The organism is Exiguobacterium profundum (genome assembly GCF_042652865.1).
Lineage (GTDB): Bacteria > Bacillota > Bacilli > Exiguobacteriales > Exiguobacteriaceae > Exiguobacterium > Exiguobacterium profundum.
Window position 1 is genome coordinate 786,913 of sequence record NZ_JBHSHG010000001.1, and the last position, 12,965, is coordinate 799,877.

Sequence of the window (12,965 nt, forward strand, 5' to 3'; positions counted from 1 at the left end):
TTTCTTTCATCATCTCATTGTGAATTTTTCCCGATTCTCGTTTTACACAAACGCTTTTCGCTTCATTTGCGCGCTCAGCCGATGAATCGCCTCGTCCAACAGTTCACGACGAGTCCCGATATTCATCCGTTCGAACGCTTCACCTTGAGGACCGAACGGACCACCCGGTGACAAGAAGATCCGAACCTCATGATGAAGCCATGACTTCCGCTCCTCGGCAGACATCGGTAACTCCGAGAAATCGAGCCAAAGCAGATAACTCGCTTCCGGACGGGTCGTATGGAGCATCGGAAGGTTTGATTCGATGGAATCGATCACGTCATTCATTTGTTGCTCCAATTCTTCTCGCAACTGGTCGAGCCAACGTTCCGCGCGGTTATCGGTATACGCGGCGATGATAGCCGTGTTCGCGAACGGTGTCGGGAGCACATGATGTTTGTTCTGTACTTTCGTGATTTGCTTCCGCCACTCATCGACCGGACAAATGATGTAGGACGCAAATAATCCGGCGATGTTAAATGCTTTTGAGGGCGCACTTACCGTGATGATACGCGAGTCGAGTGTGCCGATTGCGGTATGTTTATGAGACGGGAATGTCAAATCTGCATGAATCTCGTCAGCGACGACAATCACCTCATATTGATCCGCGAGTGCTACGACCTTTTCTAGTTCCGCTCTCGTCCAGACACGCCCAACTGGATTATGTGGGGAACAGAGTAGGAAGAGTTTCGCTTGTTTCATCGCTTCCTCGAGTGCGACAAAATCCATCTCGTAGCGCTCGTCAATTTTTTTCAACGGGGCATCGAACACTTGTCGCTTGGAACCGACAACGAGTTCGTGGAATGGTGGATAGACAGGTGACTGGATGACGACGCCATCTCCGACTTCAGTCAACGCCTCGACGATATGCGTCAACGCAGGCACGACACCGCTAGAGAATAACACATGGTTCGGGTCAACAATTAAATCGTGACGTCGGCCGTACCAATCGCTCACCGCTGTTTGCGCTTCAGCTGCGAACAATGTATACCCGAATTCCCCTTGAGCGGCTTTTATAGCGAGCGCCTCGGAGATGGACGGTGCAGTACGGATGTCGATATCCGCTACCCATAGCGGTAACACATCTTCTGACAAATGGAACCATCGCTCCAACCCATCCCACTTCACTGAATTCGTACCTTTACGTTCAAGTTGTTGTTGTAAAATTGATTTCATGTTCATCCCTCCTACTCTTACTGTATCAAAGTTGATTCGACTACGTGCCAAAAAAAGCATGGCAGTTTTTTGCCGACTTCGTTATACTCTATCGAGATAAGAAAGGAGGCACATCAATGCGTGTTACCGTCATTCGAAACAAACGAAGAAAAAGAGCTGCCTTTTATGTCACACCGGAAGGAATCGAACTCCGAGTCCCGGCTCGATTGCCAAAACGTCTCGTCGACCGCGCACTAGAAGAGCACGACACATGGATTCGTGAGACGTTGCAGAATCTTCCTCAACAGATGTCCGTTCTTGATCGCGGACTTGTGCTTCACGGAGAGCATTACCCGGTCAGAAGAGACAGCGGGCGGACGCTTCGGCATGACGGCACGTCTTTTTGGGTTCCGGAAGCATGGGACGACGCTACACTCTGGAAACAGTATGAGATTTGGCTTCGTGAACGTGCCTTACACTATGCGATCGAGCGGGCACCAATTTATGAAAAGATCTTAGGCGTTAAAGCGAAAAAGATTCGTATCGGTCACCAAAAGACACGCTGGGGATCATGTAGTTCGAACGGAACCATCTCCATCAATGTCCGCCTCATGCTGGCGCCAAAAGAGATGATGGACTACGTCATCGCCCACGAATGGGTGCATCTCGTTCACTTCGATCACTCCCCTTCTTTTTGGAGAACTTTACAAACGATCTATCCGAACACCGCTACAGCGAAAGATTGGTTGAAACGACAAGGACATACGTTACGACTCAAAAAAACCGACTGACCCCGTGTAAGGTCAATCGGTTCACAGGTTGGATGTAAATGTGTCGGCCGTATCATGTAGCTCGGCTGCTGCCTGCTCGAACGTATGGAATCGCTCCATCGTCTGTTCCATCGTTTTTGCACTTAACTGAATCTCTTGATTGGACGCAGTGACACCTTCTACAATTTTCCGAAGCTCGACGTTCATCCCTTCCGTGTTCGAGTTGACGTCGATGACCGCACGTTCAACCATACGAGAGAGGTTGCGGACCTCAGTCGCAACCACATTAAATCCAAGCCCGTGTTCACCTGCTCGTGCCGCTTCGATGGCAGCATTCAGGGACAACAGATTCGTTTGTGCGGCAATCTCTTTGATCGACGAGGCAATTTTCGCGATGTCATCGGCTTGACGACGCAAGTTCTGAAGGGCATGGAGGTTGTCCGCGGCATCTTTCGCAAGCTTTTCAATCGTTTCATTCAATACTTTCGTATCTTGCATGCCTGTCTTCGCCCGTTCATCGAGCACATCGGTCATCGATTTAAAGCGATACGCATAATCCTCAATCACTTGTTGCCGTGCGGTGATGTCCGATGCAATCTTGACGACACCGACGACATCATCTCCTTCAAAAATCGGCATATACGTCGCCTCGAGCCAAATGGTTTCCCCTTTTGCATTCTCGCGCTCCACTTTATCCGAGAAACTGAAACCATTCCATAATTTCTCCCAAAATGCCGAATACTCTGGACTATTGACAAAGGAAGAAGGGCAGAACAAGTGATGCTGCATGCCAATCATCTCCTCGCGTCTGTATTTCATTGCTTTCGCGAACGTGTCGTTCACATCGACGACCCGGCGTTGACGGTCGAATCGAATCATCGCCATATTCATTTCAATGGATTGAAAAACGTCCTCAGATTGAATTCCTTTTTGGTTCAAAGTACTCATTATAGATAGCAACCTTTCTTATTCCTAGGATGTTCGTACTAAATCGTGAATTTCAGTGTAACGTATCCCATAACATACCATTACTCTCTTTTTATACAGAAGGTCAATATCTTGGTTTTGAAGTATTTACCAAATGAAAAGACGCCGAGGGGCGCCCTTCACTCATCTAAATCTGGGAAATAGGAGAAGAACGTTTCCGCCCCTGCACTGCTCAGTTTGAACGTTTGATCGCGTGATTCATCCGTCACATAGACATCTACTTTTTTAGACCGTTTCTTGAAGCTTAACTGAAACTCTTGCCCTTTCCATCCCTCGATGATGGTGAGAAGGGGATAGTCCCCCACTTCTCCAGCTCGATCCACTGGTTCTGCCTCCTCAAATGCGTTCATCAAATCAGACATGTCGGTGCCAGCTGCACGCAATGTATCCGGATAATTCAATGTGGCCTCCGCATCTAAAGGTTTTTTATGGAGAAAGAAAAACGGACCTCGCGGAACGGAAGGATTTGCAATGAGTCCTGCTTCAGTGGATTCTTTAATGGACTCATTCGTGGCAAACTCGCCCTTCGTGTACGTCAAGCTGACTTCTTCTTTCACACGCTTTCCATTTTTCATGTATGAGAATATGTAAAGCGGTGTCTTAACCCCCGGCTCTAATGTATCCGTCTGGAGGACCCGTTCGACTTGTAATCCTTCGAACTGGATGGGGACATGTGCGCCGTCTTTCTCATCCCATACAAGGAAAGGTTGAATAGATGTCGTACCGTTCGTAGTTTCGAAGTAAAAGTGAGCGGCTTTCAATTTGTCATTATATCCGAGTGCAATCTTTGCGGTTCCCATTTGCGCATTATATGGTTCAATGGTCGAGACGGGAAAGATTCCTTCCTGTTCACCTACTGTCAATGCAATCGCGCCATTCAAAGGAGAGGTCAAATGAATCATCGTGTCTTCGAACAGGTTGATGGGCATCCCAAGGTACTCGGATGGGTCACTCTGTTCTGCGACGTGTTCTTCCTCTTTCGTACCCGCTTTCATCTTCGGGACGCTCGGGACTTTGATACCCGCTGATAAATCGAGGAAGTCCGGTAGTTCATCAATCTTCCCTAATTTCATGTTGGAATAGTCTCCATCATAGCAAATGGTGTAGTTTTCTTTTCCTTTCAAGAAAGTCACCAATTTATATGAGCTCGGATCATAATCTGATATCATGACTTTCCGATTCACCGCATATGAATTGAAAACCGTTACATCCCCTTCAATCTGTGTAATCGGCTCGCCTGAGCATGCATCGAGGATGTGCGTCGTCCATGTCTCCGATTCGGCATCCATCTGATTCGAATACAAATCGCCCACGTTCCATTGCTCAGGCATATAGTCTAGCTGCACGACATCCATTTTTTCACTACCACAACCCGATAAAATCCCGACTGCGCTTAACATCAATAGCATTCGTTTCATCATGACCCTTTCACCTCCGGAAATACATCCAAGAACCGTTCCGCTCCTTTGCTTGATAATTTAAATGTTTGATCGCGAAGTGGATCCGTCAGATAAACATCGATTTTTTGAGATCGTTCCTTGAAACTTAACTGAAATTCTTGACCACCCCAACCATCGACGATCGAAAGACGCGAATAGTCAGTCACATCTCCAGCACGTTTGACAGGTGTAGCATCCTTGATTACAGCCATCAAATCAGATATGTCGTTCCCTTCAGCTCGTAGCACGTCCGGGTACTGGACATCGATTGCTCCGTTTAAAGGTTTCTCATGAACGAAAACGAATGGATCAGTTTCGCCAGCAGGATTTGATTCGCTTGCGTTGCGGACAGCATCATTTGTCGAAAATTCACCATTCAAGTAAGTTAGACTGATCACTTCATTCACACGTTTCCCACCTTCAACGAAGGAGAACGTATAAAGAGGCGTCTTAACACCAGGTTCGAGAATGTCCCCCTGTAATGCCTGTTCTACTCGTAGTCCTTCGAATTGAATCGGCTCGTGTTTATGCTCTTTTTCATTCCACACGACTAAAGGAAGCATGGTCGTCAATCCATCATTTTTCTCATAGTAAAAATACGCTTCTTTCGATTGTTCGTCATACCCAAGCGCGATTCCCACTTCTTCCGATTGGGCACTAAATGGCTCCAAATGTGAAATGGGGAACAGTCCTTGTTGATCTCCAATCGATAAATCAATCTGGCCATATAATGAGGGTGTCACATGAATCATCGTCCCTTCGAGGAGACGGATGGGAGCAGGATAGAAATGACCTTCGTCTTTCTGTTCCATTTCTTTCAATTCTTCATGTGTACCCGAGCGAATCGTTGGCGTACTCAAGATGTCGGTCCCTTCTTCCGTATGAACGAAGTAAGGGAATTCATCTATCTCTTCCGCCCTGATTTGTTCAGAAGCACTGTCATAGCAAACAGCGTATGGTTGATTTCCTTCCATATACATCACGATTTTATGTGCATCATCGAATTTTCGATTCAATTCATACGAGCGATAGACGGTGACGTCCTCTTCGATTCGTGAAATTGCATTCCCGGAACACGTATCGAGTAAATCAGGAGTCCACTTCACCGACTTGGCATCCATATGACCTGATTGAAGATTTTTCACATTCCAATGCTCCGATATGTGATCTAGCTTTACGACATCCATCTGTTCATCATCACAACCTGTCATCAAACCAATACAGCAAATGAATATAAGGATTCGCTTCATAATGTTTCCCTTAGGCGCGGAAATATGTCTAAGAACGATTCCGCTCCTTCGCTCGATAATTTAAATGTTTGATCGCGGAGCGGGTCCGTTAAATAGATATCAATTTTTTTCGAACGTTTTTGATAGCTGATTTCGAACACTTGACCCTTCCAACCGTCTGTTAAAGTCAAATATCGATATTCTGAATCTTCTCCGCGGCGATCGACGGGGTCTGCCTCATTGATGATGTCGAACAATTCTTTCGCTTCCTCTTTCGTGGCCTCACTATACTCTGCGAATTCCATCGCCCCTCCATCGTATGGTTTGCGATGGACGATGACCCTTGGCCCGGCTTCTTCAACAGGCAACCAATCCTCAAACATCGGATCCGGTTCTTCTCCTTCTTTTAAAAACAAGCCAGGAGCGAATCGAATCGTCATCGTTTCGGTCACATGTTTCCCGTTTTTCAGATACGAGAAAGTATAGAGCGGAGTTTCCTCTTCTTCGTTCAGTTCACGAGCTGTCGCGACAGTCTTGATCTCTAACTCGGAAAAGACGGTATTCTCTTTTGACTCCGGGTCCTCTAACTCATCAAACTCAATCGGTTGAGGCATGAAAAATTGACCGTCAAACGAGTAAAGAATATATGGACGAAACGTCTTGTTATCATATCCGATGGCAATCTGTTGATTCGGCATCTCAAATCCTCGGGGCTCGAACTGCGCAATTGGATAACGGATCACCTTGCCACCGAGTTTCATTTCAAGTTCGCCGTAGAGCGCCGGTTCGATTTCCAGTAACGTATGCGGGAACGAGGTGATGGAATTCCCGTCAAAATCCAATCCTTCTGCTTCCACCAACTTGTCTTGTAACGCAGAAGATGTCTGATGAATACGAGGGAGTCGTGGAAGTCGAATTCCGTCACTTGTATTCACAAAGTCTGGAAACGAGTCAATCGCTTCCGCCATCAGTTGATTGGTGTAGCTTTCACGACATACGGCATACCGTTCGTCACCTTCTAAGTACGTCACGACTTTCATTGTATATGGGGTCATGGCTGAAACAGGCTCGGTTCTCCCTGCAATCGCCGTTTGATATACCGTGATGTCACCCTTTAATTCGGTTGCACGCTCCCCTTCGCATGCAGCCAATACTTCTTTTGACTCATGAACTTTAATCATCTCTCCTTCTTTTGAATAGCTTTCCACGTTCCATTGATCCTCTATGTAATCTAGTTGAATGACTTCTATATTAGATGCCCCACAAGCGCTTAAAAATGAAGCACTAAGTAACATCATGATTCCTCTTTTGTACAAAATATCCCCTCCTATAATCTCATCATCCAATTTTACCATTATCTAACTATCCTATACGAAAAAAATCCGCTCACGTTTCATGAGCGGATGGTAGAACAATCATTTACTTTGGTCGATGGCACGTTGCAATCGGGACTCGACGTCTAACGCAACGGCTTGTAACGATTCGTCATCGATGAGGCGAATTAATTCAGTCGGTCTCGGCATACCAATTTGGGTATGGTCGTCTTTTTCGAACACCGCGATTTTGCATGGAAGGAAGTAGCCTCCTTCTAACTGTTGCGACAGCACTTCTTTTGCCGCCTTCGGATTGCATACTTCTAAGATACGATACTTCCCATCAATCCCCTCTCCCTTTTTCTCGAGCGTCTCACTCAAATCAAAGTCCCACAGCACCCCGAATGATTCTTCTTTCAATGCTTCTCCGAGACGAATGACAACATCATCCACGGTACGGTCAGATTGTACGGTATAGTCAAACATCTTCATTCCTCCTTATCTGGTTACTCATGAAATCTGTACCCGAACGAAGTCATGCTCAATCAAAAAGAAACTGTATGTGATTTGAAACATAATCACGCACTCGAACGTATAAAAGGAGATAATAGTTAGAACCAAACTGATGTAAAGGAGAAGTGGTTGTCGTGACGGTCACGGTATTCACGCATACGAGCTGCAGTTCTTCCAGAAAAACGATTGATTGGTTACGGGAACAAAAGATTCCCTTCATCGAAAAGAAATTGACAGACCAAGGTTTATCCTTCGGAGAATTCAAAGAGATGTTGAGCCTGACGGAAAATGGGACGACGGACTTGTTGTCGGTCCAAAAGAGTGTCTATAAACAAGCGGCAGAGAAACTAGATGAGATGTCGATTCGTGAGCTATATAGCTTCGTCGCCTCGAATCCTCAAATCCTGAAAAGTCCGATCGTCTTCGACCATCATCGCATCCAGGTCGGTTTCAGTGAAAAAGAGATTCGGACGTTCATCCCGAGACATGACCGCATCGCTGAACTGAAACGTCTGCTCCATAACGCATAAATCGTGTCGCTTTCGCGACACGATTCTTTTTATGCCTTTTTCAATTTTGCCGCCAGTCGATTCCCGAAGGATTGGATGGACTGAACGAGGAGGATGAGGACGAAAATGGTCACGTACATGACTTCCGGTTCGAAACGAAGGTGTCCGTATTGATAGGCGATGTCCCCCAGTCCACCTGCCCCGACGAGTCCCGCCATCGCCGTCGCTCCAATCAACCCGATCGTCGCAATCGTCAATCCGAGAACGATAGAAGAACGTGCTTCACGGATTAACACATACCAGATGATTTTTCTCGTCGAGATGCCCATCGCTTCATACGCCTCGATGACCCCGCGGTCGACTTCGAGTAGTGCCGACTCCATGAGTCGCGCAATATACGGGGCGGTGAAGACGATCAAGGGGAGCAAGACGCCCTGCACGCCGATTGTCGTCCCCATGATGAACCGTGTGAACGGTAAGATGAAGAACAACAGAATGATGAACGGGATGGAACGGATGACGTTGATAACGCTCGATAAGCCACCATAGACGAATCGGTTTGCGAGTCTGCCATTCGGTCTCGTCAAAACGAGCAACGTCCCGAGCGGCAATCCGATCAAGGTCGAGATCAAAAGCGCGATGCTCGTCATCGTCAACGTTTGAACCGTTCCTGTCCAGATTAAGTCACCCCAGTCTGTCCAAAACTGTTGCATGGTTTGACACCTCCCTCACATGTACGCCGCTCGTCTTCAAATAACGGACGGCGAGTTCCGTTTGATCATGATCCCCGTCAAGATGGACGAGCAAGTTTCCGACAAGCCCCGCCTTTAACTTCTTGATTCCGCCTCCGATGATGTTCGGTAGGATGCCGAACCGCTTGGTCAATTGTGCCAGGACTGCTTGTTCTGTCTGACTGCCGATGAACGACAAGTGGACGAGCGTTCCCCGAGTCTGGAGTTCCGAGACGACTTCTTCCGGCACGTCGAGGTTTGTCTTAAGAAACTTCTGGGTCGTCTCGTGTGACGGATTGGAGAAGACGTCTAGTACGTGTCCTTGTTCAACGATTTGGCCACGATCGATGACGGCGACCCGGTCACAGATTCGTTCGATGACTTCCATCTCATGTGTGATCAAGAAAATCGTCAATCCGAGCTCGCGATTGATTTCGAGCAGTAACTCTAAAATCGACTCGGTCGTCTCAGGGTCGAGTGCACTTGTCGCTTCATCACTAAGGAGAATATCAGGCTCGTGGGCGAGCGCTCGCGCAATGGCGACACGTTGTTTCTGTCCACCCGACAATTGTTCAGGGTAATGGTTCCGATGTTCGCTCAGTCCGACGATTTGGAGATAGCGGTCGACCCGTTCACGGATGACCTGCTTCCCCAGACCTTCGAGACGAAGCGGGATGGCGACATTCTCTTCGACGGTCGCAGTCTTCAGCAAGTTGTAGTGCTGAAAGATCATACCGATTCGCTGGCGTAACGTCGACAACCCTTTCTTTTTGAGGAGCGTGATATCTTGTCCCTCAATCTCGACAACCCCTGATGTCGGACGCTCCAAAAGATTGATCATCCGGATGAGCGTACTCTTACCGGCACCACTTCGTCCGATGATTCCGAAAATTTCTCCTCTCTCAATCGTGAGGGAGACATCATCGAGTGCCGTGATTGTGTCTCCGTTGACCTTGAACTCCTTGGTGATTTGTTTCAGTTCAATCATAAGACCCCTCCTTAAAACGCCGGCACGACCGAACCATTGAATTCTTCTTCGATGAAGGCACGTACTTCCTCTGAATGATAGTAAGACTCGAGCGTCTTCACGACTTCATCTTCTTTATTGGCTGAACGGACGACGACATAGTTCGGATACGGGTTATCGACCGTATCTTCATGGAAGAGGGCATCTTCATTAATGGATAGACCCGCTCCCATCGCGAAGTTCGTGTTGATAGCTGCGAGTGCCACTTCCGGGAGTTGCGTCGGCAGTTGGGATGCTTCGAGTTCAATAAATTCGAGGTTGAGCGGATTCTCAGCAATGTCGCGCTTCGTTGCTTTATCCGTCAATCCTTCTTTTAATGTGATGAGCCCAGCCGTTTCATATAGTCGTAACGCACGGAGCTCATTCGCCGGGTCGTTCGGGACGGCCACTTTATCACCTTCCTTTAAGTCCTTGATATCCGTCAATTTCTCTGAATAGAGCCCCATCGGGAAAGCGACCGTCTTGAAGACGTCGTCAATCTTATACCCCTTGTCCGCTTTTTGCAGTTCGAGGAACGAGAGCGTCTGATAGCTGTTCACGTCGAGACTCCCTTCATCGAGAGCCGTGTTCGGCGTGTTGTAATCGTTGAATACTTTGATGTCGATTTCAAGCCCATCTTCTTTTGCGAGCTCCTGTACTTTCTCGGCGATCTGTTCGTGTGGTCCACCAGTGACGCCGATCGTCAGCTCTTTCGTGCTGAGCGTCTCGCTCGCCTCGGATTGTCCGCACGCTGAGAGTGCGATGGCCGCAAGGATAGATGTACCTGCCAAAATGGTTTTTTGTTTGATGTTCATGAATGATTCCTCCTCCAAATGAAAAGCCCGCTACTCAAAAAGAGCGGCGGGCACGACACGTGAAAGTCGGACACGCTCATCTCCCAGACGTCTCGTCTGTTGGAATTAGCACCATGATCATTTCTGATCTGGTTGCCGGGTTTCATCGGGCCAGTCCCTCCACCACTCTTGATAAGCAATCGGTTCTATTATTTTGTTATTATATTACTGATAAAAGAATTATTTGTAAACTGTTTCTTGAAGATTTCTTAAAATTTCTTTTAATTGCTCGGTATCTTCGACCTTGTGAATGCCTTGAATCGTCATTTCTTCGACGACATAATCGACCAACTCATCGATTTGGTCAAAGCGAATCCCAAGTTGTTCAAGTGACGTCGGAGCGGCGATGGCGTGTAGCCAATTCTCGAGGAATGAGGCGTCTTCGGATGAAGCCAATCGTTCTTGAACGATCAGCCCAAAGCCTACTTTATCCCCGTGCAACCAGTGATGCGTCGAATCAAAACGACTGAGCGCATTATGCACCGCATGGGCGACGGCGACACGAGTGCCGGCATCGCCGAACCCACCGACGGCACCTCCAATGGCGAGGACATGATCGACGATAGATCGGATGTCCGTGTCATAACGGCGGAAGTCATCTTCACGAATGGACAAATCCATCAACGCTCCACACTGTGCCGCAAGCGAAAGCCCCGACTGAATCCCTGCGTCCCTTGATGTTGTTCCGCTAATATATCGGGCTTCGAACCACTTCGCGACCGTATCAATCACACCGGCTCTGAAATAGTCATAAGGTGAGTCGCGTAACAATCGTTCATCCACGATGACGCGCTCGATGACGACGGGGAACGTATCATATCGTAAATATGTACCGTCTTCTCCATAGATCACGCTGAGCGGGGTGAAGGCGGCACAGTTTGACACAAGTGTCGGAACGACGATGAGCGGGACCGACTGGGTAAATGCAATCCGCTTCGCCGTATCAATCAATTTACCGCCACCGACGGCAATCCATACGTCAGGTCGATACGCTTTTAATCGTTTGAGTTCTTCGTCTGAACATTCCCCGTTGAATCGTACACTCGGAACTTCTGCTAGACGAGGGGACACGCGAACCGCTTCATCGTATCCGTTAATTCCTTTCAAAACGAGTGCCTCCCGATTCCCAATCAAAAGATAAAGTTTATTGAGTGCATCGTTCGAATGGTCGTATTCCAGCACCGCTTGTCGAATCATTGATGGACCTCCTCGTAGGCTGCAAACAGTCTTTCAATCCGTTCTACCGCTTCATCAATCTTCTGTTCAGATGATACGAGGCCAAACCGGATGTGGTGCTCCCCCTCCGTTCCAAAGAAGTAGCCAGGTGTGACGGCGACGCCCGCCTCATGTAGTAACTTCGTCGAGAATGATTTTGCATCGCCTTCAGGCACTCTCGCCCATACGAAGAAAGAACCTTTTGGTGCCTCAATCTCCCACCCTGCCCGGCGTAACCCGTCAATCAATCGGTTTCGTCTTGTTTCGTAAAGCGAGGCTAGGTCGTCACGTATGTCACGCGGGGATTCTAACGCCACGATGGCTGCCTCTTGAATGGCAGAGAACACAGAGACGTGGACATGATCTTGGTACGTATTGATCGCCTCGATGATATCTGCATTTCCGACTGCGAACGCGACACGCCATCCCGACATGTTGAACGCCTTCGACATCGTATACACCTCAATCCCGATTTCTTTTGCCCCGTCTGCTTGGAGAAAACTTGGCGGGACATGCCCATCAAAGCCAATACTTCCATAGGCGAAATCGTGTACGACCATCAGATCATGGTTTGTGGCGAATTTAACCGTCTCCTCAAAGAAGGCTGGCGTCGCGACAGCGCCGGTCGGATTGCTCGGGTAGTTCAAATACATGAGTCGTGCATGAAGCGGATCGAGCGTGGTGTAATCCGGGAGATAGCCGTGCTCTTCCTTCAACGTCAAATCGATGATGTCCGCTCCGGCGAGACGCGCTCCCGAGATATAATCGGGATAGCCAGGGTTCGGGAGCAAGATGCCTTCACCCGGCTCAAGAAGACACTGAGGCAACGTGATGAGACCCGATTTGCTGCCAATCAAAATCGCCACTTCTCGCGCCGGGTCGAGGTCGACTCCGTATTCACGTTGATAGAATGCGGCCACAGCTTCTTTTAGTCGAGCCTGTCCCCGGAATGGTCCGTATTGATGGGTCGTCGGGTCGGTCAATGCTCGTTCCAGTGCCTCACAGATCGGAGCTGGTGTCGGTAAGTCGGGTGTGCCTTGTCCGAGTCGGATGACAGTCTTGCCACTCGCCTCGACTGCCGCGACTTCTTCTGCTAATCCGACAAAGTGTTGTGTCGGTAACGATTTTAATAACTTGGAACGTCTGTCTGCCATGATGGGTCCTCCTAATACGAAAAAACACCCCTTTCTGAGGAAAGGGGTGCT

13 protein-coding genes and 1 riboswitch are annotated in these 12,965 nt (G+C 48.2%); of the genes, 2 read left to right on the top strand and 11 right to left on the bottom strand.

What is annotated here, in order from left to right:
* Positions 1-42: 42 nt before the first annotated feature.
* A complete protein-coding gene (locus ACFO4U_RS04075) occupies positions 43-1,215 on the bottom strand; it encodes a MalY/PatB family protein (RefSeq protein WP_215243920.1) in 1,173 nt (390 codons plus the stop codon).
* 116 nt (positions 1,216-1,331) lie between these two features.
* On the opposite strand from ACFO4U_RS04075, the gene ACFO4U_RS04080 reads away from it, so the two are divergent.
* Entirely contained in the window at positions 1,332-1,985 is a 654-nt protein-coding gene (locus ACFO4U_RS04080; RefSeq protein ID WP_215243919.1) for a M48 family metallopeptidase, read from the top strand.
* Positions 1,986-2,006: 21 nt separating this feature from the next.
* Here ACFO4U_RS04080 and ACFO4U_RS04085 read toward each other — a convergent pair whose 3' ends face one another.
* From ACFO4U_RS04085 to ACFO4U_RS04105, 5 genes are all read right to left on the bottom strand, one after another.
* Positions 2,007-2,912: a methyl-accepting chemotaxis protein gene (locus ACFO4U_RS04085; protein WP_215243918.1), complete on the bottom strand. Its 906-nt coding sequence runs from the start codon at positions 2,910-2,912 to the stop codon at positions 2,007-2,009.
* Positions 2,913-3,070: 158 nt separating this feature from the next.
* Entirely contained in the window at positions 3,071-4,372 is a 1,302-nt protein-coding gene (locus tag ACFO4U_RS04090) for a hypothetical protein (RefSeq protein ID WP_215243917.1), read from the bottom strand.
* The gene (locus ACFO4U_RS04095) at positions 4,369-5,640 is read right to left on the bottom strand and encodes a hypothetical protein (protein ID WP_215243916.1); all 1,272 of its coding nucleotides are present in this window, start codon (positions 5,638-5,640) and stop codon (positions 4,369-4,371) included. The genes ACFO4U_RS04090 and ACFO4U_RS04095 overlap by 4 nt, the downstream gene beginning before the upstream one ends.
* Positions 5,637-6,935: a hypothetical protein gene (locus ACFO4U_RS04100; RefSeq protein ID WP_215243915.1), complete on the bottom strand. Its 1,299-nt coding sequence runs from the start codon at positions 6,933-6,935 to the stop codon at positions 5,637-5,639. Before ACFO4U_RS04100 ends, ACFO4U_RS04095 begins: the two co-directional genes overlap by 4 nt.
* Before the next feature lie 99 nt (positions 6,936-7,034).
* Positions 7,035-7,418, bottom strand: a complete 384-nt coding sequence (locus ACFO4U_RS04105; protein ID WP_215243914.1) for a DUF302 domain-containing protein — start codon at positions 7,416-7,418, stop codon at positions 7,035-7,037.
* A gap of 161 nt (positions 7,419-7,579) precedes the next feature.
* Between ACFO4U_RS04105 and ACFO4U_RS04110 the strand changes: the two genes are divergently transcribed.
* Positions 7,580-7,975 (top strand): Spx/MgsR family RNA polymerase-binding regulatory protein, encoded by a 396-nt coding sequence (locus tag ACFO4U_RS04110; protein WP_012726343.1) that lies wholly within the window; start codon positions 7,580-7,582, stop codon positions 7,973-7,975.
* Positions 7,976-8,004: 29 nt separating this feature from the next.
* Here the strand turns inward: ACFO4U_RS04110 and ACFO4U_RS04115 are convergent, their stop codons facing one another.
* From ACFO4U_RS04115 to ACFO4U_RS04135, 5 genes are all read right to left on the bottom strand, one after another.
* A complete protein-coding gene (locus tag ACFO4U_RS04115) occupies positions 8,005-8,667 on the bottom strand; it encodes a methionine ABC transporter permease (protein WP_012726344.1) in 663 nt (220 codons plus the stop codon).
* Entirely contained in the window at positions 8,639-9,673 is a 1,035-nt protein-coding gene (locus ACFO4U_RS04120) for a methionine ABC transporter ATP-binding protein (RefSeq protein WP_012726345.1), read from the bottom strand. Before ACFO4U_RS04120 ends, ACFO4U_RS04115 begins: the two co-directional genes overlap by 29 nt.
* Before the next feature lie 11 nt (positions 9,674-9,684).
* A complete protein-coding gene (locus ACFO4U_RS04125) occupies positions 9,685-10,506 on the bottom strand; it encodes a MetQ/NlpA family ABC transporter substrate-binding protein (RefSeq protein WP_047795298.1) in 822 nt (273 codons plus the stop codon).
* Between the two features lie 73 nt (positions 10,507-10,579).
* A riboswitch (SAM riboswitch) is annotated at positions 10,580-10,684 on the bottom strand.
* Between the two features lie 41 nt (positions 10,685-10,725).
* On the bottom strand, positions 10,726-11,742 hold the full coding sequence (locus tag ACFO4U_RS04130; RefSeq protein ID WP_215243913.1) for an iron-containing alcohol dehydrogenase: 1,017 nt from the start codon (positions 11,740-11,742) through the stop codon (positions 10,726-10,728).
* Entirely contained in the window at positions 11,739-12,914 is a 1,176-nt protein-coding gene (locus ACFO4U_RS04135) for an aminotransferase class I/II-fold pyridoxal phosphate-dependent enzyme (RefSeq protein WP_211782801.1), read from the bottom strand. The genes ACFO4U_RS04130 and ACFO4U_RS04135 overlap by 4 nt, the downstream gene beginning before the upstream one ends.
* Positions 12,915-12,965 lie beyond the last annotated feature (51 nt).